The organism is Rhodococcus sp. OAS809, from assembly GCF_040546695.1.
Classification (GTDB): domain Bacteria; phylum Actinomycetota; class Actinomycetes; order Mycobacteriales; family Mycobacteriaceae; genus Rhodococcus_F; species Rhodococcus_F qingshengii.
The window spans coordinates 1696257-1717219 of the sequence record NZ_JBEPOI010000002.1; the positions used below are offsets into that span (position 1 = coordinate 1696257).

25 protein-coding genes are annotated in these 20963 nt (G+C 64.2%); 13 read left to right on the plus strand and 12 right to left on the minus strand.

The genetic code is table 11. The features are described from left to right. Nucleotides 1-13 precede the first annotated feature (13 nt). Nucleotides 14-694: a FadR/GntR family transcriptional regulator gene (locus ABIE52_RS10805; RefSeq protein ID WP_003942319.1), complete on the plus strand. Its 681-nt coding sequence runs from the start codon at nt 14-16 to the stop codon at nt 692-694. Here ABIE52_RS10805 and ABIE52_RS10810 read toward each other — a convergent pair. Genes ABIE52_RS10810 through ABIE52_RS10820 form a run of 3 tightly spaced genes read right to left on the minus strand, consistent with a single transcriptional unit; the run spans nt 691 to nt 3872 of the window. Beyond that, complete coding sequence (locus ABIE52_RS10810; RefSeq protein ID WP_007731227.1) at nt 691-1545, minus strand: TIGR02569 family protein; 855 nt, start codon at nt 1543-1545, stop codon at nt 691-693. The two genes, ABIE52_RS10805 and ABIE52_RS10810, sit on opposite strands and share 4 nt — an antisense overlap. Before the next feature lie 45 nt (nt 1546-1590). Beyond that, nucleotides 1591-2778, minus strand: coding sequence for an adenylyltransferase/sulfurtransferase MoeZ (gene moeZ, locus ABIE52_RS10815; RefSeq protein WP_003942292.1), 1188 nt, complete (start codon nt 2776-2778; stop codon nt 1591-1593). Between the two features lie 47 nt (nt 2779-2825). Further along, nucleotides 2826-3872: a DUF3152 domain-containing protein gene (locus tag ABIE52_RS10820; protein ID WP_007731223.1), complete on the minus strand. Its 1047-nt coding sequence runs from the start codon at nt 3870-3872 to the stop codon at nt 2826-2828. A gap of 328 nt (nt 3873-4200) precedes the next feature. Between ABIE52_RS10820 and fasR the strand changes: the two genes are divergently transcribed. Next, complete coding sequence (fasR, locus tag ABIE52_RS10825) at nt 4201-4872, plus strand: HTH-type transcriptional activator FasR (RefSeq protein WP_003942309.1); 672 nt, start codon at nt 4201-4203, stop codon at nt 4870-4872. 69 nt (nt 4873-4941) lie between these two features. On the opposite strand, the gene ABIE52_RS10830 is transcribed toward fasR, so the two are convergent. Then, nucleotides 4942-5172 (minus strand): DUF3107 domain-containing protein, encoded by a 231-nt coding sequence (locus ABIE52_RS10830; protein ID WP_003942312.1) that lies wholly within the window; start codon nt 5170-5172, stop codon nt 4942-4944. Between the two features lie 107 nt (nt 5173-5279). Continuing rightward, nucleotides 5280-5975, minus strand: a complete 696-nt coding sequence (locus tag ABIE52_RS10835; protein ID WP_029255047.1) for a ferritin-like fold-containing protein — start codon at nt 5973-5975, stop codon at nt 5280-5282. Nucleotides 5976-6352: 377 nt separating this feature from the next. On the opposite strand from ABIE52_RS10835, the gene ABIE52_RS10840 reads away from it, so the two are divergent. After that, nucleotides 6353-7957 (plus strand): DEAD/DEAH box helicase, encoded by a 1605-nt coding sequence (locus tag ABIE52_RS10840; RefSeq protein ID WP_030534998.1) that lies wholly within the window; start codon nt 6353-6355, stop codon nt 7955-7957. 9 nt (nt 7958-7966) lie between these two features. Next, nucleotides 7967-9169, plus strand: coding sequence for an Rv3212 family protein (locus ABIE52_RS10845; RefSeq protein WP_030534999.1), 1203 nt, complete (start codon nt 7967-7969; stop codon nt 9167-9169). Nucleotides 9170-9182: 13 nt separating this feature from the next. On the opposite strand, the gene ABIE52_RS10850 is transcribed toward ABIE52_RS10845, so the two are convergent. Next, nucleotides 9183-9980, minus strand: coding sequence for a ParA family protein (locus tag ABIE52_RS10850; protein ID WP_030535000.1), 798 nt, complete (start codon nt 9978-9980; stop codon nt 9183-9185). A 71-nt stretch (nt 9981-10051) separates the two neighbouring features. Here ABIE52_RS10850 and ABIE52_RS10855 point away from each other — a divergent pair, with 71 nt between their 5' ends. Together ABIE52_RS10855 and ABIE52_RS10860 are read left to right on the plus strand one after the other, a co-directional pair. Continuing rightward, nucleotides 10052-10675, plus strand: a complete 624-nt coding sequence (locus ABIE52_RS10855) for an acid phosphatase (RefSeq protein ID WP_080712671.1) — start codon at nt 10052-10054, stop codon at nt 10673-10675. Nucleotides 10676-10692: 17 nt separating this feature from the next. After that, nucleotides 10693-11172: a GNAT family N-acetyltransferase gene (locus ABIE52_RS10860; RefSeq protein ID WP_030535002.1), complete on the plus strand. Its 480-nt coding sequence runs from the start codon at nt 10693-10695 to the stop codon at nt 11170-11172. Between the two features lie 42 nt (nt 11173-11214). On the opposite strand, the gene ABIE52_RS10865 is transcribed toward ABIE52_RS10860, so the two are convergent. Then, on the minus strand, nt 11215-11685 hold the full coding sequence (locus tag ABIE52_RS10865) for a membrane protein (RefSeq protein WP_019747799.1): 471 nt from the start codon (nt 11683-11685) through the stop codon (nt 11215-11217). A gap of 41 nt (nt 11686-11726) precedes the next feature. On the opposite strand from ABIE52_RS10865, the gene ABIE52_RS10870 reads away from it, so the two are divergent. Further along, a complete protein-coding gene (locus ABIE52_RS10870; RefSeq protein WP_007731209.1) occupies nt 11727-12683 on the plus strand; it encodes a diacylglycerol/lipid kinase family protein in 957 nt (318 codons plus the stop codon). Nucleotides 12684-12938: 255 nt separating this feature from the next. Further along, nucleotides 12939-13193 carry a WhiB family transcriptional regulator gene (locus ABIE52_RS10875; RefSeq protein ID WP_003940950.1) on the plus strand — a complete coding sequence of 85 codons (255 nt, stop codon included), beginning with the start codon at nt 12939-12941 and terminating at the stop codon, nt 13191-13193. Nucleotides 13194-13312: 119 nt separating this feature from the next. Here the strand turns inward: ABIE52_RS10875 and ABIE52_RS10880 are convergent, their stop codons facing one another. Both ABIE52_RS10880 and ABIE52_RS10885 read right to left on the minus strand, forming a co-directional pair. Beyond that, complete coding sequence (locus tag ABIE52_RS10880; RefSeq protein ID WP_003940890.1) at nt 13313-14815, minus strand: sensor histidine kinase; 1503 nt, start codon at nt 14813-14815, stop codon at nt 13313-13315. 8 nt (nt 14816-14823) lie between these two features. Next, entirely contained in the window at nt 14824-15039 is a 216-nt protein-coding gene (locus tag ABIE52_RS10885) for a biotin/lipoyl-binding carrier protein (RefSeq protein ID WP_007731208.1), read from the minus strand. 136 nt (nt 15040-15175) lie between these two features. Between ABIE52_RS10885 and ABIE52_RS34025 the strand changes: the two genes are divergently transcribed. Next, nucleotides 15176-15250 carry a 50S ribosomal protein bL37 gene (locus ABIE52_RS34025; RefSeq protein WP_022597109.1) on the plus strand — a complete coding sequence of 25 codons (75 nt, stop codon included), beginning with the start codon at nt 15176-15178 and terminating at the stop codon, nt 15248-15250. A gap of 102 nt (nt 15251-15352) precedes the next feature. Here ABIE52_RS34025 and rsrA read toward each other — a convergent pair whose 3' ends face one another. Both rsrA and ABIE52_RS10895 read right to left on the minus strand, forming a co-directional pair. Beyond that, the gene (gene rsrA, locus ABIE52_RS10890; RefSeq protein ID WP_003940722.1) at nt 15353-15634 is read right to left on the minus strand and encodes a mycothiol system anti-sigma-R factor; all 282 of its coding nucleotides are present in this window, start codon (nt 15632-15634) and stop codon (nt 15353-15355) included. Next, complete coding sequence (locus ABIE52_RS10895; RefSeq protein WP_054782092.1) at nt 15631-16329, minus strand: sigma-70 family RNA polymerase sigma factor; 699 nt, start codon at nt 16327-16329, stop codon at nt 15631-15633. The genes rsrA and ABIE52_RS10895 overlap by 4 nt, the downstream gene beginning before the upstream one ends. A gap of 207 nt (nt 16330-16536) precedes the next feature. Here ABIE52_RS10895 and ybaK point away from each other — a divergent pair, with 207 nt between their 5' ends. Next, nucleotides 16537-17031 carry a Cys-tRNA(Pro) deacylase gene (gene ybaK, locus ABIE52_RS10900; RefSeq protein ID WP_030535005.1) on the plus strand — a complete coding sequence of 165 codons (495 nt, stop codon included), beginning with the start codon at nt 16537-16539 and terminating at the stop codon, nt 17029-17031. Nucleotides 17032-17055: 24 nt separating this feature from the next. Beyond that, nucleotides 17056-17769, plus strand: coding sequence for an SIMPL domain-containing protein (locus ABIE52_RS10905; RefSeq protein WP_030535006.1), 714 nt, complete (start codon nt 17056-17058; stop codon nt 17767-17769). A gap of 3 nt (nt 17770-17772) precedes the next feature. Here the strand turns inward: ABIE52_RS10905 and ABIE52_RS10910 are convergent, their stop codons facing one another. Next, nucleotides 17773-18525, minus strand: a complete 753-nt coding sequence (locus ABIE52_RS10910; RefSeq protein ID WP_030535007.1) for an SOS response-associated peptidase — start codon at nt 18523-18525, stop codon at nt 17773-17775. Nucleotides 18526-18574: 49 nt separating this feature from the next. Here ABIE52_RS10910 and aroA point away from each other — a divergent pair, with 49 nt between their 5' ends. Next, nucleotides 18575-19888 carry a 3-phosphoshikimate 1-carboxyvinyltransferase gene (gene aroA, locus ABIE52_RS10915; protein ID WP_030535008.1) on the plus strand — a complete coding sequence of 438 codons (1314 nt, stop codon included), beginning with the start codon at nt 18575-18577 and terminating at the stop codon, nt 19886-19888. Then, a complete protein-coding gene (rsgA, locus tag ABIE52_RS10920) occupies nt 19837-20874 on the plus strand; it encodes a ribosome small subunit-dependent GTPase A (RefSeq protein ID WP_030535009.1) in 1038 nt (345 codons plus the stop codon). The genes aroA and rsgA overlap by 52 nt, the downstream gene beginning before the upstream one ends. The last annotated feature ends 89 nt before the right edge of the window (nt 20875-20963 follow it).

The window sequence follows — 20963 nt, forward strand, 5'->3', positions numbered from 1 at the left end:
AGGAAACAACCACGTGCAACCCGTTCGACGCGCAAGTCTCATCTCGCAGGTCACCGAACAACTCCGCAACGAGATCCGGAGCGGAACCTGGCCGATCGGTTCCAAAATCCCCACCGAACCGGAACTGTCGGAGCTGACCGGGACCGGTCGCAATACCGTGCGCGAGGCGGTCCAGGCGCTCGTACACGCCGGAATGCTGGAACGTCGTCAGGGATCGGGCACCTACGTCGTTGCTGTCTCCGACCTCGGTGGCACTCTCGGCAACTACTTTGCCGGTGCCCACCAGCGGGATGTACTCGAACTTCGGCGCGCACTCGACATCACTGCAGCCACCCTCGCCGCCGCACGGCGAACCGAAGACGACATCGCCGAACTGACGCGGCTACTCGAGCTTCGCACCGCGTCATGGGAGGGTCAGGACGTCGACGCTGCCACCACCGCGGACGTCGCCCTGCACCGAGCAATCGTCGCGGCCAGCCACAACGAGGTCTACCTGGAGTTCTACGACTCCCTGCTCCCGGTCATCGAGACCACGATCCAACAGCACATCGATGCAACCGGCGAAGGATTCCACTCGCAGCACGCGAACCTCGTCAACGCTGTCGTCGACGGGAACACCGTGGCCGCCTCGAACGCCGCACGCGAGCTGTTCGAGGGCCTGGTCTCGGACTTCGGTACCGGCGCCCCGATCTAGAGCAGCAAGCGCACGATGTCGGACGTACGGGCCAACCCCGGGAACGCGTCCGCCGTCGAGCGAGGATGCAGAACATGAACCGCCAAGCGGAACATCACCGCACGTAGAAGCATCTGCGGCCACTCGGGGAGATCTTCCCACCGGCCGACCAGTGCCTCGTCGGCACCGCCCCACGAGATCGCGTCGACTACAGCGACGGCGGCGGCCCACGCAGCCGGCCGCCAATACGGCGTGATGTCGGTGATTCCGGGCGCCATACTGCCCGAGAACAGCACTGTCCCGAACAGATCGCCGTGCACGAGCTGGTCCGGGCTCTGCACCGGCTTACGCAAAGTAGCGAGCCCGGCGATCAGTTCCAGACTCTTGCGACCGTCAGGAGTGGGCGTCTCGAGTTGCTCGACGCCCTTCGCGATCCTCAGCGGAACCGTTTCCCATGCCGCGCGATCAGCGGCGACGAATACGTCGACCTCGGCCCACGGCGGCACGGGCGGTTGCGCAAGGAAGCGCGGGCGCTCGAGCGAGGCCGTCGCCGCATGCAGTCGGCAGGACATCGAGACCACTTCGTCGTGACGTGGTTCCGGCGATCCGACGATGAAGGTGTCGGCACGCCAGCCCGAGACGACGTAACGACCGTCGGTCGAACGCACCGGTCGAGCCAGCCGAACGCCGTCGACTTCGAGGTTCTCTCGCACCTTCGCCGACCACGCTGCGCGGGCATGATCCGCGACTGCTGAAAGGACGACGTCTCCACACAGCCACCCGCCGTCCCAATCCGCACCGAGTGGGATGGGATCGACTTCACGGAGGCCGAAGGTGGAGCACACGTGCTGGGGAGGTTGGCCTGTGCTCACACCCCAACGCTACCGGTGCGCGGCGCCGCCTCCCGCGAGGCGCGCCTAGTAGACCGGCAGACTCGCATCCACCTGGTTCGCCCAGGCGATCGCGCCGCCTTGAACGTGGACCGCGTCGGAGAAACCGGCGTTCTTGAGAAATGCCAATGCCTCGGCGGAACGAATGCCGGTTTTGCAGTACAGCACTATCTGCTTGTTCTGCGGCAACGTCGCCAGAGCTTCACCGGACAGGATGCGGTCCTTCGGGATCAGCACGGCCCCCGGCAGATGCATGATGTCCCATTCAACCGGTTCTCGTACGTCGACCAGCTCGATCGACCGTCCCTCGCCGATCATGGCCTCCAGTTCGGGCGCCGTGATCGTCGAACCGACAGCAGCGGCACTCGCCTCTTCGGACACGACACCGCAGAACGCGTCGTAGTCGATCAAGGCGGTGACCGGCACGCGGGTCGGATCACGCTGAAGGCGGATCGTCCGGAACGTCATCGCAAGTGCGTCGTAGATCATCAGGCGTCCGAGAAGCGGTTCGCCGATCCCCGTGATGAGCTTGACCGCCTCGGTCGCCATGATCGAACCGACGGTCGCGGGCAGGACTCCGAGCACACCACCCTCGGCGCACGAGGGGACCATGCCTGGCGGCGGCGCCTCCGGGTAAAGATCGCGATAGTTCAGTCCCGCGCCGTCCGGGGCGTCTTCCCAGAAGACCGAGACCTGCCCTTCGAAGCGGTAGATCGAGCCCCACACGTACGGCTTTCCCGCGATGACGGCAGCATCGTTGACGAGGTACCGCGTCGCGAAGTTGTCCGTACCGTCCAGGATCAGGTCGTACTCGGAGAACAGTTCGACCGCGTTGGAGTTGTCCAGGCGGAACTCGTGCAACCGGACGTCGACGTGCTCGTTGATTTCGAGAATCGACTCCTTCGCGCTGAGCGCCTTCGGGCGTCCGACGTCGGAGCGTCCGTGAATCACCTGACGCTGCAGGTTCGACATGTCGACCTCGTCGAACTCGACGATCCCGATGGTGCCCACTCCTGCGGCCGCGAGGTAGAGCAGTGCCGGTGAACCCAATCCACCGGCGCCGATGAACAGGACTCGTGCATTCTTGAGCCGCTTCTGACCGGTCATGCCTACGTTCGGGATGATCAGGTGCCGGCTGTATCGGGCAACTTCCTCCCGGCTCAACTCGGCTGCCGGCTCCACCAGTGGTGGCAATACGACGGGTGTTGCAGACACCGCGAAACACTCCTAGTTCAAGACGAGATCAGGGATTCTCGATCCGGTCACGCTCGGGGGTACGGCCACGGATTGAAGCGGCACGTGAGTCCGTTCATCGGAACGACGCCCTCGGGATCAAGCCTAGCGATGTCGTTGTTCGCGGTTCCGAAGGTCTGCTGCATCATGATCGGTGCGAGTCCGCCTTCGGTCTCGCACGGCTGATGAGCGGCGTATCCGATGGCATGGCCGACCTCGTGATTGATCTGATACTGCCGATACGAGCCGATGTCGCCCTGGAACGAAATGGCGCCTCGCACCCATCGCGGTTCGTTGAGCAGGACTCGGTCCATGCTCGGGTTGTAGCAGGATCCTTCGAGTTCGATTTCGTATCCACAGCCTTCGCGGATCGTCATCTGTGAGGTCAAGGAGATCCGGAAGTCCGGCTCGCCGGCGTCGACGCGCCGGAACGCGACCTTGGGATCGTTGGTCCAACTCTTCGGATTGGCCAGTGTCTGGTCGACCATGCGTCCGTACGATTCGTCTCCGCCGAAGCCGGTCGTGTCGACGCCGTCCTCGATCTCGACCGTGTACGTGAACTCGCGTTCGGTTCCCTGTCCGACCTTGCCCGTCGTACCTGGTACGACGTGCCACGTTCCACCCCCCGCGACGGTGAACGGACCACCGTCGGGAAGGGCACCGGACGGTATCGACGAGGCAAAAGTTCCGTCTCCGGCCGGTGGGGCACCGATGACATCGGTTCCGTCGGTGCTGTGCGCGAGGTCGGCGGTGGCCGACGTCTTGCTCGCGGAGTCTGTGGCGTCCGGCCGTACCGCATCGACGATCACAAGAATGGTGAGCACCACGAGAACCGGAATCGCGTAGGCCCGCCAACCGTAGGTCGAGACGAAGCGCCCGAGCTTGCTCTGCTTTCGCGCTGCCCGGTCCGGTCGCGGATTACGCGGGGTTCGGCCCACTTCTCGTTTGGTCGGATCCCATTGGGCGCGCAAAGGCTGATGGGAGGAAATGCCGCGATAGTCGCGTTCGCCGTAGGCACGATCATCCGGCACCTCCGGCCGACGTTCGTCGCGAGGCGCTCCAGTTCCGCTACGCATTCGACGTTCCTCACGTTCAGGGTTCTGCGTAGTTCGTCCACGCATGCGCGGTCCCCCTGGGTCAGTCACGTCGTCCAGAATCTCACACACGGCAAGTCGCTCGCCCGGGCTGACCGAAACTTGCTGGTCCTGGCGTGTCATGGCAGCCCGTCCTGTAACGAGAAAGACCGCTGGTCTCGCTCACCGAGGCACGCGCGACTCGCCCGGGCGACACACGGTATCGTTCATTCGGCTACGACCGGTGTGACGGAGGATACTGGCGGGTACGCACACGCGACTCGCGGATCCGCGCGCCGACCGAATTACTTTTGCTCAGATTGGAAGCGACATGACAGAACTCGCGGATCGGACTGACTCCGATCGCGGTACAACGGCTGGCAAGCCTGCCGGAACACGTCGCAGCACCCGCCTCCCCCGCGATGCGCGCCGCCTCCAGCTCCTCGCAGCTGCAAGTGAGGTATTCGTTGCGAACGGGTACCACTCGGCCGGCATGGACGAGATCGCCGAATGTGCCGGTGTCAGCAAGCCAGTTCTGTACCAACATTTCCCAGGCAAACTCGAACTGTACGTCGCTGTCCTGCAGAGTTACGTCGACAGCCTCATCTCGGGTGTACGCCAGGCCCTGCGATCGACGACGGACAACAAACAGCGTGTCCGCGCCGCGGTCCAGGCGTTCTTCGACTTCGTCGACAACGACTCCCAGGGCTTCCGCCTGGTGTTCGAGTCCGACATCATGGGCGAACCTCAGGTCCAGACACGCGTCGAACAAGCCACCGAAGCCTGCGTCGACGCCGTGTTCGACCTGGTGAGTCAGGATTCCGGACTCGATCCGTACCGCGCGCGCATCCTTGCGGTCGGTCTTGTCGGTGCCAGCCAGTTCACTGCGCGGTACTGGCTCGAGGCCGCGCGGCCGATCCCGAAGGAAGAAGCCGTGGAAATCACCGTGACCCTCGCGTGGGGCGGTCTCTCACACGTGCCGCTGCAAGCCGAAACGAAGTAACCGGAACCCGAACGAGAATGGGCGGGCAGTCTCACGACTGCCCGCCCATTCTGCTGTTACAGCTACGCGTCAGACGGTAGGCGCGAATCCGACCTTGCGGATATCGGACGGACCGATCTCCACGTACGCCACACGAGAAGCCTGCACCAGGAACTTGCGGCCCTTGTCGTCGACGAGAGCCAGAACCGGCTCGCGGCCACCGAGGACAGCCGCGACCAGTGTCTCGACCTCGTCAGGGGTCTGTTCGCTGTTGACGATGAGCTCACGCGGGCTGTCGATTACACCGATCTTGACCTCCACGGTCAACCTCCGAACTGTTCGTGAATTACATCCGTTGTCGACGCAAGGCTAATGCAGCAACGACCGCCCACGCTCCTCTGCACGCTGTGCCCAGAGCGAACAGGCACCTAGACGAGTCCGAGAATCGCCATCCGCTCGGCATGCTTCGCCTGCATGCCGTCGAACAACGCGACAACTCCGTTGAGGTCGCCGGAGGCGGAGATCACCAGATCGGTGAGATCTTCACGCTGCGCCAGCACGAACTGTGCCTGCGTGATTGCTTCGCCCAGAAGACGGCGTCCCCACAGCATCAACCGGTCCTTGGCGCGAGTACTGGCCTCCACTGCTGCCTTCACCTCGAGCACCACGAACTCCGAGTGGCCCGTCTGGGACAGCACGTCCTCGACGATTTCCGCGACATCCGCCGGGAGGGAGTGCCCGATCTCGCGATAGAAGTCGGCAGCGATTCCGTCGCCGACGTACGCCTTCACGAGCGATTCCAGCCACGTCGACGGTGTCGTCGACGCGTGGTAGTTGTCGAGAGCTCGAACGAACGGGTCCATGACGGCGAAGATCTCGTGGCCACGTTCCGTCAACGCCGTTTCCAGAGTCTCGAAGTGGTCCATCTCGGCGGCGGCCATGCTGGCGAACGCCACCTTGCCTCGCAGGTCCGGTGCCATTTGTGCGTCCTCCGCCAAGCGGTAGAACGCCGAAATCTCGCCATACGCGAGAACGGCAAACAAATCGATCACGCCAGGGTGATCGGAAGCGACTCGGCCTCCGGTTCCAGCGTCCGTCGAAGCATCAAGATCGTGTGCGCCCATGACTACGAACTGTAGTGCTTCGACGGCCGACGCGACCGGCAAGGACCGCATGTCCGATTCGGTGATCTTCGACATGTCATCGCGAGGGACGGACAACGTGCAGCTACAATGGTCTTGGGAGTTCGCCAGTTCCCCCGGGCCATTTGGTTAGCCGGGACGGCTGTATTCACACGAACCCCACCGATAATGTGCGCGCACCTGCATCGACGGTTGTCGCCCGCTTCGCCGAGATCTCCGGACGGTTCGAATTCGTCCGAGTGGAATTCAGTGCTGAGGCGTAGGCATGACCGAAGAAAAAGAGGGCATCGACATCGGCCGACTTACGGCCTGGCCCCTTACCTTGTGCGTGCGTACCGCCACGAGGAAAGGCTAGTCCCCTGAGCAAGATCACTGTCGACCACGAAGACGAAGCAACCGAGAACACCGTTTCCGTCCAGCTCGACGACACCCATGTACCCCCGAGCTTCGCCGAACTCGGTGTCCGCGACGAAATCGTCCGCGCACTGAACGAGATCGGCATCGAGCGCACCTTCGCCATCCAGGAACTCACCCTTCCGTTGGCTCTCGCCGGTGACGACCTCATCGGTCAGGCCCGCACCGGAATGGGCAAGACCTTCGGTTTCGGCGTCCCGCTCCTGCATCGCATCGTCACCGCCGAGAACGGCACAGCTGTTCTCGACGGCACGCCCCGCGCTCTGATCATCGTTCCCACCCGCGAGCTGTGCATCCAGGTCGCCCGCGACCTCGAGAACGCCAGCAAGTACCTCCGGGTCGGCGACCGCGGTCTCCAGGTTCTGCCCATCTACGGCGGCCGTCCGTACGAGGCGCAGATCTCGGCACTCCAGAAGGGCGTCGACGTTGTCGTCGGCACCCCGGGTCGCCTGCTCGACCTCGCCAACCAGTCGCACCTGATCCTGGGCAAGGTGGGCGTTCTCGTCCTCGACGAGGCCGACGAAATGCTCGACCTGGGATTCCTCCCCGACATCGAACGCCTCATGGGCATGGTCCCCGACAAGCGTCAGACGATGCTCTTCTCCGCGACGATGCCCGGCCCGATCATCACCCTGGCTCGCACCTTCCTGACGCAGCCGACGCACATCCGCGCCGAAGAGGCCGAATCCTCCGCGGTGCACGATCGCACCAGCCAGCACATCTACCGTGCACACGCGCTCGACAAGGCCGAGATGGTCGCCCGCGTCCTGCAGGCCGAAGGCCGCGGCGCGACGATGATCTTCACCCGCACCAAGCGCACAGCCCAGAAGGTGGCCGACGATCTCGCGGAACGCGGCTTCTCCGTCGGTGCCGTCCACGGTGACCTCGGCCAGATCGCCCGTGAAAAGGCGCTGAAGGGCTTCCGTAACGGCAAGGTCGACGTTCTGGTCGCCACCGACGTCGCTGCCCGCGGTATCGACATCGACGACGTCACCCACGTCATCAACTACCAGTGCCCCGAGGACGAGAAGACCTACGTCCACCGCATCGGTCGTACCGGCCGCGCCGGACGCACCGGCATCGCCGTCACGCTGGTCGACTGGGACGACATCCCTCGCTGGCAGCTCATCGACAAGGCACTGAGCCTCGGAATCCCCGACCCGGTCGAGACCTACTCCAGCTCGCCGCACCTCTACGAAGAGTTGTCCATTCCGGCCGATGCCAAGGGCACTGTTCGCAAGGCCAAGGCCGCCCCGGAGAAGGCAGCAACGGACAAAGCAGCAACGGACAAAGCAGACGCGCCGAAGTCGACCGACTCGGACGGCAACGAAGAGAAGGCCGCTCCCCGCCGCAACCGGACCCGTCGCCGCACCCGCGCCGGCGCTTCGACCGACGCCGCGACGTCCACCACCGCCGGCGCCACCACAGCTCCCCCTTCGGCACCCGCGGCAACCGCTGCCGAGAACTCGGACGAAGACGGAGCGGCCAAGCCGCGTCGCCGTCGGCGTCGTCGCCCCGCGGCTTCCGCGACAGCAGGCGCCGCAGAGTAAGCTGCCGATGTGCTGGCTCCCGAAAGGCGTACTCGCTCAGATGTCATCGGTGCGCTGGCAATCGCGCTGGCCGTAATCGTGGCGGTGACCGTTGTGTGGTTGCGCAGTGATGCGCGCGGAACCACCTCGGTCACCGCCGAATCTCCACTCCCACCTCTGTCGACGTCGGTGTTGTTACCCGACATCCTGAAGCAGACGTGGGAATCTCCCAGTGCCGACTCGACGGCACCGATCACCGTCGGAAATGCCGTCGTCACCGCCGACGGCTCCGAGGTGATCGGCCGCGATCCGGCAACGGGCGAAGAAGTATGGCGATACGCGCGCAACATTCCGCTGTGCGGCGCGATCGGTTCGTGGGATCGCGTCGTCAGCGTCTATCAGGACGATCGCGGTTGCTCTCAGGTCACGTCGCTGGTCGCCGACACCGGCGCCCGAAAGGACCAGCGCAACAGCGACGCCGATTCTGCGGTCAGCCTTTCAGCGGACGGCACCTACCTGATTTCGCGCGGCAGTGAGCGAATGGAGCTGTGGCGCTCGGACCTCGTCCGAACCCTCGAGTACGGCCGGGTCGACGCGAAGGTCAACCCCAACAAGCAACCCCGCACCGGATGCACGCTGCTCGACGCTGCGTCGAGCGCCAACCGAGTCTCGGTACTCGAGCGCTGCCCCGGTGAAGCCTCCAACAGGTTGACGGTGATGAATCCCGCACCCAAGGACGCCCAGGAACCCGAAGAGTACGGATCCGCGATTCTCCTCGACTCCGAGGGCGCCCGCCTGCTTGCCGTGGCCGGCGAAAAGACGGCCGTCTACCTCCCTGCCGCCAACGGAACCGTTTCTCGCATCACCATTTTCGACGGATCCGGCAATCCGATCGTCGACTATCCGATCGAGGGAACGGTGACCGAAGGCGCCCGCACCCACGCCGACAAGGCTTCGATCACGTGGTGGACCGGCTCGCAGACCGTCAACCTGCGCCTGAGCGATCTGGCTCCGACGTGGATCGTCAACGGAACGTCCGGACCCGGAAGCATGGTTGCCGGTCAGATGCTCATCCCCGTTCCGGGCGGCATTGCAGCCGTCAGTCCGTCGGACGGAGCGGTGCAGCGCATGATCGCAGTCGACCGCGGTGAGACGGCGACACCGATCGTGCTCGCCAGTGCGGGCGAGACGATTCTGGAACAGCGCGGCGATACCTTGTTCGCGCTGCGCTAGAAGCTCACCTTCCTCAGATCGCCAGCTCCGGCGCGAAAGTCACGACTTCGTTTCCAGCCCAATGCTTTACGAGATTGTCCGCGAGTTCACGATAGGCATCCGCACCCTTGTTCTTTCGTCCGGCGAGGACCGTCGCGCCCGACGCGGACGCCTCGGCGAACTTGACGGTGCGTGGGATCGGAGGCGCCAGAACGGCCAGGGAGTAGCGGTCGCTGACGTCGGCGAGCACGTCGCGACTGTGCGTGGTTCGAGCGTCGTACAGAGTCGGAAGTGCGCCGAGCAGAACAAGATCCGGGTTGGTGATGGCTTGGACTTCACGAACCGTACGCAGCAGCTGTCCGACGCCGCGGTGTGCGAGGGTTTCGCATTGCAGTGGAACCAGAACCGACTGCGCCGCAGTCAATCCGTTGAGTGTGAGCACACCCAACGACGGTGGGCAGTCAATGATGATGACGTCGTAAGAGCCCAGGAGCGGAGACAGCGCCCGCTTGAGCGCGAACTCTCGACCGGGTCGCATCAGGAGCAGCGCTTCGGCGCCCGCGAGATCGATCGTGGCCGGCAGGAGATCCATACCGTCGTCCGTCTTCAGCACGGCGTCGACCGCGTCGAGATCACCCGCCAGGACCTCGTTGACCGAACGCTCGAGGCGATCCGGGTTGTGTCCGAGCGAGAACGTCAGGCAGCCCTGCGGGTCGAGATCCACCACCAAGACTCGTTGTCCGAGCGCGGACAAAGCCGCACCGAGAGAAGCGACGGTAGTGGTTTTAGCCACGCCGCCCTTTTGATTCGCCACTGCGAGAACCGTCGTCACACGTAGATCCTTGCGCACTTCGCGCCAGGAGGCGAGCTACACACGCGAGGCAGCCTGCAATGATGGTCGACATGACCTCCCAGTCCGCCCCCTCGTCGATCCCCCTCGGTGCTCGCGTCGTACTCATGCGCCACGGTGAAACCGAGTGGGCACGCACCGGGAAACACACGGGCCGGACCGAGGTTCCGCTGACTCCGCTCGGCGAGATGCAGGCAACCGCGACCGGAAACCGCCTGCGGACACTCGACCTCCGCAATCCCATGATTCTGACGAGTCCGCGGCTGCGCGCACAGTTGACGGGTGATCTCGCCGGCCTGCCGGAAGAGCGAACCTGGGATGCACTGTCCGAATGGGACTACGGCGATTACGAAGGCCTCACGACGCCCGAGATCCGCGCAACGGTGCCCGATTGGACCGTCTGGACGCACCCGTGCCCCGGCGGCGAGCAGGCCGATCAGATCCACGCCCGCACCGACATGGTGCTGTCGACGGTGCGTTCACAACTACCCGAGCGGGACGTGATCCTGATCGGACACGGCCACTTCTCACGCGCACTCATCGCCCGCTGGCTCGAGCTCCCGGTGACGGAAGGAAAGCGTTTCGCCTTGTCCCCCGGCGCATACTCGGTTCTCGGTTACGAGCATGGCGCCACCCACCTCGTCCATCACAACGTGCCGCCGCTCGTCGAGGCTTGAGGCCTAAGATTCCCCTTATGATCCGACGCGCCACGCCCGCAGACGTCCAGCCGATCACCGACATGATCTACGAGTTGGCCGACTACCAGAAGGCCCTCGACGAGTGCACCGTGAAGGCGGAACAGATCGGCGAGGCGTTGTTCGGGCCGGCCGCGACGGCCTTCGCGCACGTCGCTGTGAATTCGGCTGACGACGTCGTCGGCATGGCATTGTGGTTTCGCAATTTCTCGACGTGGGACGGCGCTCACGGCATCTACCTCGAAGACCTGTACGTCAAGCCCAGTCAGCGCGGATCAGGCCACGGGAAGGCTCTTCTGGCCGCACTCGCCAAGGAGTGCACCGACAACGACTACACCCGGCTGTCCTGGTCGGTGCTCAACTGGAACACCCCCTCGATCAAGTTCTACGAGTCACTCGGTGCCGACGCGAAGACGGAGTGGACCACGTATCGCCTGACCGGTACTCACCTCGGAGCTCTCGCCGCCAAAGCTGAGTAGAGCGGAAGCTGAGTAGGTCTGAAGCAGCGTAGGCGTTCCGTCCTACTTGTCCCGCGGCTCTTCGGTCTCGTCCGGGCGCCCCTCTTCCGGCGACACCTCGTCTGCGTACGCTCCGTACTCCGCTGCCATCCATCGAGACGTCGGAGCCGAGAACAGGCAGCCCAGAGCGCCGAGAACGACGACACCCAGAACGATGCCGAGCGGCACCTGATGCGAATCGGTCAGGAGCGACCAGGCGACCGGCAGGAGCAGCAACTGCGCGACGACGGCGATTGCCCGGCCCCACCGGCGGCCCGTCAGCAAAGCGATACCGGCAGCCAACACCGCGCCGCCGAGGATCGCGACCCAGGCGGCAAATCCGTATCCGTTGGTGACGCTCTGATCGTGGCCGGTTGCACCGCGAATCACTGCGACGATCGCGAACCCGGCGGCAACCAGCCCTTGAAGCGTCACGAGGGCACCTGCCCATGTGACTGTCTTGGGCAGGGCGTTCGGACTGGCGGTATTCGGCACGAGGCCAGCCTAGAACACGACACCGGATAGGCTCATGCCCCGTGCGCGCACTGCTGATCGTCAACCCCAATGCCACCTCCACCACCGCTGCCGGTCGTGACCTGTTGGCACACGCCCTCGAGAGTCGGGTGCGACTTACTGTGGCGCACACCACACATCGGGGTCATGCCGCCGAACTGGCGCGCGAAGCCCACGAAGACGGCTTCGGCTCGGTGATCGTCCACGGCGGCGACGGAACGGTCAACGAAGTGGTCAACGGACTGCTCGGGTCACCGCATCCCGCGTCGATGAAATCGGTTCCGGTCGGTCCGATCCCGACGATCGCTGTCGTCCCGGGAGGCTCGGCAAACGTTTTCGCGCGCTCACTCGGTATTGCCGCCGACCCGATCGACGCCACGAACCAGCTCGTCGACCTCCTCTCCGAACGGACCAGGCGCCGAATCGGGCTCGCACACTGCGACAACCGTTGGTTCACGTTCAACGCCGGAATGGGCCTCGACGCCGATGTGTGCGAGGCCGTCGACGCCAGCCGTAAGAACGGTGACGCCGCCACACCCGCCCGGTATGTCCGAACCGCGATCGCGGCGTTCTTCCGTGCCAAGCGAGCCGAACCAGCGCTGACCGTCCACCTTCCCGATCAGGATCCCGTCTCCGGAGTCCACTACGCATTCGTCTCGAACTCGAGCCCGTGGACATATCTGGAAGAGCGTCCCGTCCACACCAATCCGGGAACGACCTTCGACAGTGGACTCGGCATCTTCGCCATGACGAGCACCAAAGTTCTGCCGTCCCTGCGGGTTGTGCGGCAACTACTCGCACGCGGCGCGGAGCCGAAATCGAAGGTTCTCTTACGCACCGACGACGTCCCGACAATCACCATCGAATCGTCGCGACCGATCGGACTCCAGATGGACGGCGACTACATCGGACTTCGTGAAAAGGTCGAATTCACCTCGGTCCCGGATGCACTGGAAGTGTTCGCACCGATTACGACGTGAGTCAGGCAACACGTTTGACCTGCAAAAACTCTGGTGCCAAAAGGTCGAAATCGGGTAAAATGCCGGTGACGCCCAGGTGGCCGTCAGGTGTGTCACAAATTAGTGAGTTGGCCCACGAACCCGTTCAAACCTATTGACATACCGCGAGTTCGTGAAAGCATTCACAAGTAACAGTGCGGAAACATTGATGACGCACACACAAACTCATTGGTACCAAATGGTGTGAATACACACCCAATTAAGGAGCGAAAAAAGATGGACTGGCGCCACAACGCAATCTGTCGCGACGAGGATCCCGAACTGTTCTTCCCTGTGGGAAACAGTGGACCGGCCCTCGCTCAGATCGCTGATGCCAAGGTTGTCTGCAACCGCTGCCCCGTCACCGCCGAGTGCCTGTCGTGGGCTCTCGAGTCCGGCCAGGATGCAGGCGTCTGGGGCGGAATGAGCGAAGACGAGCGTCGCGCACTCAAGCGTCGTAACGCACGTACCCGTGCACGCACTTCCGTCTAGGTAGAACCGAGACGTTCGACTCGCGGCGGAGAACAGCCCCTCTGCACAGTCGAAGACGACAGCCCGGCACCACATGGTGCCGGGCTTTTTGTCTGCTCGAATCGCTAACGCGGCTCGAATCAGTAACGCGCAGAACGTCTACCGAGCGGCACACGCAGAACCGCGTCGGTACCGCCTCCGCTTCCCGGGTGCAGTCCGAGCGAGCCACCGAGTTCGGCGCCCAGCAAAGTCCGCACGATCTGGAGTCCGAGCCGATCGGATTTCTCGAGGTCGAAGTTCTCTGGCAGTCCGCGCCCGTTGTCGTGGATGATCACGTCCAACCAGCGTGCAGAACGCTCGGCACTGAGTGTGACCGTGCCGGTCACACCCGGATCGAATGCGTGCTCGATCGCGTTCTGCACCAACTCCGTCAGCACCATGACCAGCGGGGTGGCGCGCTCGGCGGAGAACACTCCGAAACTGCCCTCACGCCGAATCGTCACCGGCACACCTACTCCCGCGACATCGGAGAGCATGGGAACCAACCGGTCGATCACCTCGTCGAGATCCACCTCTTCGTCCACCGACATCGACAAGGTGTCGTGAACGAGGGCGATGGACGTCACGCGTCTCACCGACTCTGTCAACGCTTGTCGCGCTTCGTCGTTGCCGGTTCGCCTGGCCTGTAGACGCAGAAGCGCCGCGACGGTTTGCAGATTGTTCTTCACTCGATGGTGAATCTCGCGGATGGTTGCGTCCTTGCTCAGTAGAGCGCGATCACGACGCTTGACCTCGGTGACGTCGCGGACGACGACCGCCGCACCGACATGCCGGCCGCCCGGCTTGAGAACCAGGGCTCGCAGCAGAACGGTCGCCCCGCGCGCCTCGATCTCCATACGGCGACCGGGCTTGTCCGCCAACGTATCTCGGATGTATCCCGCAGCTTCCTGAGACTCGAACGGGTCGGTGACCAACGAACGGGTCAGCGCTGCGAGGTCTTGGCCCACCAGATCCGAACTCAGACCCATCCGGTGATAGGCCGAGAGCGCGTTCGGGCTGGCATAGACGACGGTGCCTTCGGTATCGAGACGGATGAAGCCGTCGCCCGCACGTGGGCTCGAGTTCGTGTCGGAGCGCGATTCTCGGATCGGGAAGGTTCCGTCGCTGATCATCTGACACAGGTCTTCGGCGCAATCGAGATACGCGAGTTCGAGCGGACTCTGCGCTCGCTGGTGCGACAGGTTGGTGTCGCGGCTCAGAACAGCGATGACTCGCCCGTCCAGACGCACCGGAACGGCTTCCCGACGCGGCGGCATTCCTTCACGCCACGTCTCGTCTTCCCCGCGCACGACGCGGCCCTCCACGAGAGCGCGAAGAACCTGCGGGTGCTCGGACTCGGAAACGACCGTTCCGACCGCATCCTCCGGAAAAGCCGTCGATGCCGTTGTCGGCCGGCAATGCGCGACGCAGATGACCGTCCCCTCGGATCGGTTCTTCTCCGATTCGGTGCCCACCCACAAGAGAACGTCGGCAAAGGAGAGGTCGGCGAGCAGTTGCCACTCCCCCACGACGCGCTGGAGATGGTCGACCGCCGCACCGGGAAGATCGGTGTGTTCGGCGAGGAGGTCACTGAGAGTGGACATCGTCCGGCTTAGGAGATCACGGCGATCAGATCGCCTTGCTGAATCACGTCGCCGACCTTGACGCCCACCGTCGTCACCGTTCCAGGAACCTCGGCCAGGACGGGAATCTCCATCTTCATGGATTCGAGGATGACCAGGGTGTCGCCGTCCGCAACGACGTCTCCCTCGCTCACGACGACCTGGTAGACCGTCGAAACCATCTCGGCGCGCACGTCTTCTGCCATCGTGAACCTCACTTCTGTCGGAACTGCACTCTGACCACGAAAATACGTCGACGGATCACTCGATCGACCTGCCAATGGAACCACACCGGCATCGGCGTGAAACAATGACGCGAAAGAAACAGAAGGGAGACCAATCATGGGTAAGCGTGGTCGTAAGAAGCGCAGCCGTAAGGGCAACGCCGCTAACCATGGCAAGCGTCCAAACGCCTGACATGTAGCGCAACAAAACGTCCGAGGGGCGGGGAAGCATTGCTTCCCCGCCCCTCGGCGTTACTGCCTTCCGACTGCTGCCGCTCAGATCTTCGCTGACGGGCTAGCTGTCGGTTTCGGTAGTCGTTATGACGATGGTCCGACGCAACTCGACGGTGAGCCTCTGACGCAGGCTTTCCGGCGCGTGGTCTCCACCGCACTTACGGTTGATCAGGCTCTTGACCTTCTCTTCGATCCCGTAGGCCTCGAGGCACGATCCACAATCGTCGATATGACGCTGCAGGCGAGCACGACTCGAATCGTCGCATTCACCGTCGAGCATCAACCAGACGTCGGCGATGACTGCCGAGCAGTCGAGCCTTTCGAATTCGTCCTGCTCACTCATCGTGTGACACCTTCCGTCTCGGTGGCTGCGACTGTGGCTGTGTCGACCGCGCCGTCCCGATTGAATCCCCGGTCTTTTGCGACATCGGCCAAAAGACCACGCAATTGCTTGCGACCACGGTGCAGTCGCGACATCACCGTTCCGATGGGTGTGCCCATGATCTCCGCGATCTCCTTGTACGGGAATCCTTCGACATCGGCGTAGTACACGGCCATACGGAATTCCTCGGGAAGCGACTGCAGCGCCGCCTTGATGTCGTCGTCAGGCAACGCGTCGAGCGCCTCCACCTCGGCCGATCGCAGCCCCGTCGAAGTGTGCTCGGCGGTGGCGGCCAACTGCCAGTCGGTGATCTCGTCCGTCGGATACTGCGCGGGTTGGCGCTGCTTCTTGCGGTACGAGTTGATGTAGGTGTTCGTGAGAATCCGGTACAGCCAGGCTTTCAGGTTGGTACCGGCACGGAACGAGCGGAAAGCGGTGTACGCCTTGACGTACGTCTCCTGCACGAGATCCTCGGCATCAGCGGGATTCCGCGTCATACGCAAGGCAGCGCCGTACAACTGGTCGAGCAGCGGGAGCGCGTCGCGCTCGAACCGGGCAATCAACTCATCCGCAGTTTCGGGCGTTTCGGACACTGCGCCGTCGATAGGTTCAGCTACCTCTGACGGTTCGTCCTTGGGCCGGTCGTGTTCCAGCACTCTGATCCCTTCACTAGCCGTAGGGATCAAGGTTACCGCCAACTGAAGATCCGACCCACGGGCCGGTGGTGGCTCACACACAGCCAGCACGGTCGCTCCTTCGCTTCTCGGGACAAGTTTCATCAACTGGTACCAACACGGGAGTCAGCGACTCTGTTCCCGGCCTGGTCGGATGCACCTGTCGGCGATCCACATAGGGTGTTCCTCATGGCCGGAACAGCGACCCCTGCGACCGTACTTCTCGACAAGTCGAAGACACCGCACCGCGTCCACAGCTACGACCACGATCCTCGCGCCGAATCTTTCGGCGACGAGGCGGTCACTGCACTGGCAGAGTCGACAGGCGTCGAGGCCGCACAGATCTTCAAGACCTTGGTCGTCAAACTCGACACCGGCAAGCTCGCCGTCGCGGTCCTGCCGGTCCCGGACAAGCTCTCCCTCAAGGGTGCAGCCGCTGCCCTCGGTGCGAGCAAAGCCGTCATGGCCGATCGCGCCGAAGCCGAGCGCTCGAGCGGCTACGTCTTCGGCGGTATCTCACCGCTCGGCCAGCGCAAGAAACTGCCGACAGTGATCGATGCGTCGGCGCTCGACTGGGACCGCATTCTCTGCAGCGCCGGCCGACGCGGCCTCGAAATCGAGCTGGCTCCGACGGACCTCGCGCAGCTCAGTGGCGCGGTCACGGCGCAAATCACGGCGGGCTGAGTATCCGGTCGCTACGGTCTCACCATGCGACCACACCTGAAAACTCTTGCACTGACCGCTGCGACGGCAGCTCTCACCGTCTCGCTGACGGCCTGCGGGAGTTCGGACAATGCCGCCAAGGAAGTCACGGTAGTCGGATCAGGGCAGGTCCGCGGGGCGCCGGACATCCTCAATGCCGACATCGGCATCGAGGTGGTTGCCCCGGATGTATCGGGAGCGGTCTCGGAGGCGAATGACAAGGCCCGTCAGATGATCGACGCGATAGTCGCCGCCGGGGTTGCCCCCGAGGACGTGCAGACAAGCGATCTGTCCGTCCAGCCGCAGTACGACGCCAGCGGCGGACCGTTCGTCGGCGGCAACGTGACCGGCTACCGGGCGACCAACTCGGTACGAATCGTCGTCCGCGATCTCGACAAGGCCTCTTCTGTCCTGGACGCCGGCATCGCGGCGGGCGGAAACGCGGCACGGCTCGGTAACGTCGCCTTCGCCATCGACGACGACTCTCAGCTTCTGGCCGACGCTCGCACCCGTGCCTTCGAGGACGCGAAGAACCGTGCCGAGCAGTACGCGGATCTGTCCGGGACGTCGCTCGAAAACGTCGTGACCATCACCGAGGCACACGACACGAGTGGCGGTCAGACCATGCGCGCTCCCGACGCCTCGATGTCCGACATGGTTCTCGCCCCGGGAACCCAGCAGGTCTCGTTCGAAGTGACCGTCACCTGGGCTCTCGGCTGACTGCTAGAGCAGGCTGATCTGCTCGCCGGCACGGTCGACGTCCGGCTCGATCAACTCGTGCCCGTTGTTCTTGACACTGTTGACCAGCGGCCGGACTCGATCGACGTCGATCCGCTCGAAGAGGTCCGGTACCGGTTCGAGCAGAGCCGAATCGACGGTGTTGTCGGGATCGAGCCACGCCTCCCAGCGGTCACGAGGCAGGGCGAGGGGCATGCGGTCGTGAACCTGCTCGAGGTGACCGAGAGAGTCGACCGTGACGATCGAGCAGCTCAGAACGGGGCTCGCGTTCTCGACACTCGGGTCCCGCCAGGCAGACCACACGCCCGCCATGAACAGCCGTGATCCGTCGTCGGGGTGCATGTAGTAAGGAATCTTCGCTGCCTTCTTCCCGCCGGTGGCCTCGGTCTGCCACTCGTACCACCCGTCCATGGGGACCAGGCAACGCTTGAACTTGAAGGCGGTCCGAAACGCCGGCTTCTCCGCCAGCGAGTCGGCGCGGGCGTTGAACAGGACCGGGCCTTTGCCCAGTTCCTTGGTCCACGACGGCACCAATCCCCACCGCATCCGCCGAATCCTCTTGGTCGGATCGCTGTCGGGGTTCTCCCGATCGTGGCGTTCGACGACGGTCAACACCTCGGTCGTGGGGGCCACGTTGTAATCGGCTTCGACGGGCGCCGAGTGGTCGGTCTCGTCGAGCGCATCGAGTTCCACCGCCAGGGTGGCCGGGTCCGCTGTGGTCGCATACCTTCCGCACATGACACCCAGGGTGGCACGGTTTCGACCATTCCCCCACCGATGAGAGAAGATGGACCATGTGAGTCTGAGTCTGTGGAGCGCCCCGAGGGCCCAAGCACCCGTCGATGCAGTGGTGACGCTGCCCGGATCCAAGTCCATCACCAATCGAGCTCTGATTCTGGCCGCACTTGCGGATGGCCCGTCCACGATCACCGGTGCACTCCGCAGCCGTGACGCCGACCTGATGATCGCAGCTCTGCGTGACCTCGGCATCGGCGTCGAGGAAGCCGGTGATGCGACCACGCTTCGCATCACCCCTGGACCCCTGCGCGGCGGCGAGGTCGACTGCGGCCTGGCCGGCACCGTGATGCGCTTCCTGCCGCCACTCGCCGCGATGGCCGACGGCATCGTCCACTTCGACGGCGACGAGCAAGCACGCACACGACCGCTCGGCACCATCTTGGAAGCACTGCGCGGTCTCGGCGCTCGGATCGAGGGTGACGCACTCCCGTTCACCGTCACCGGAACCGGATCCCTACGCGGCGGGACGGTCACCATCGACGCATCCGGTTCGTCGCAGTTCGTCTCCGGTCTCCTGCTCTCGGCTGCTGCGTTCGAAGAGGGTGTCACCGTTCACCACGACGGCAAGCCCGTCCCGTCCATGCCACACATCGACATGACCGTCGAGATGCTCCGCGAGGCCGGAGTTTCCGTGACGACGCCAGCCACGGGCGGTGACGCGGACACCTGGCGTGTGGCACCGGGGCCGGTGCGCGCCGTCGACTGGGCGATCGAACCCGATCTCTCCAACGCCACACCGTTCCTGGCCGCTGCCGCAGTGACCGGCGGAACCGTCAGCGTCCCGATGTGGCCGTCGTCGACGACGCAACCCGGCGACGCGATCCGCGGGATCCTCGCCTCGATGGGGGCCGACGTCACTCTCGCCGATGGTGTCCTGACCGTCCGCGGCCCGGAGAAACTGCGCGGCATCGACATCGACCTCCACGACGTGGGAGAGCTGACCCCCACCGTGGCGGCCCTGGCCGCTCTCGCCGAGGGCACCTCGCATCTACGAGGAATCGCGCACCTGCGCGGGCACGAGACAGACCGTCTCGCCGCCCTCGCCGACGAGATCAACAAACTCGGCGGCTCCGTCACCGAAACCGATGACGGCCTGACGATCGTTCCCGCGGAACTCCATGGCGGACAATGGCTCTCGTATGCCGACCACCGCATGGCAACAGCCGGCGCCATCATCGGCCTGGTCGTCGACGGTGTCGAGGTCGACGATGTCGGAACCACAGCCAAGACACTGCCGGGCTTCGAGAACATGTGGATCGACATGCTCGAGAGTTCGTCGGCGGCACCGAAGGCAAGCTTCTGAGTCCGCGGCAGTACGACGAGTCCGACGTCCGGGTACGCCCCGGGCGCGGATCCCGCCCCCGTACGAAGACTCGGCCCGAACATCTCTCGGCCGAATCGGGGATGGTGGTGTCGAAGGATCGTGGCCGTTGGGGTTGCGTCCTCGGCGGCGATCCCGACCGGCTGATCGTCACGATGCGCGCCCGCGAACTTGGCCGAACCCCCATCGTCGTCGGCGATCAGGTGGACATAGTCGGCGATCTGTCGGGCAAAACCGACACCCTGGCGCGCATCGTCCGGGTCTCCGAGCGTTCGACGGTTCTGCGACGGACCGCCGACGACACCGATCCCTTCGAACGTATCGTCGTCGCGAACGCGGAGCAGCTTCTCATCGTCGTGGCACTCGCCGATCCCCCACCGCGCACCGGCTTCGTCGAGCGCGCACTGGTCGCCGCCTACGTGGGTGGCCTGACGCCGATCGTCTGCCTGACCAAGAGCGACCTCGAACCGCCGGAGGAATTCGCGAGCACGTTCGCCGACCTCGACATCCAAGTGGTCGTCGCCGGTCGCGACGATCCCCTGGACGAACTGACGCAGATCCTCGAGCACAAGTTGACCGCCCTGATCGGACATTCCGGCGTCGGAAAGTCGACACTGGTCAATCGCCTTGTCCCCGATGCCAATCGAGCGGTCGGCATTGTATCCGGCGTCGGCAAGGGCCGGCACACGTCGACGCAATCGGTGGCGCTCCCTCTCGCCGGTGGCGGCTGGGTGATCGACACCCCGGGCATCCGTTCGTTCGGTCTGGCGCACATCTCGCCCGAGAACGTGGTGGCGGCGTTCTCGGATCTCGCTGCGGCGATCGAGGATTGCCCGCGCGGATGCACGCACCTCGGACCGCCGGCAGATCCCGAATGCAAGCTCGACCTGCTGGAGGGCAAATCAGCTCGACGCGTCGTCGCTGTGCGACAACTGCTGGAAGCGATCAAGTCCAACGATCAGTACTGAGCGCCCCCGAGCGACGTTCCGGGCGAGAACAGCAAAGCGGCCCGACACCATCGAATGGTGTCGGGCCGCTTGCTGTCTACGGTCAGCGC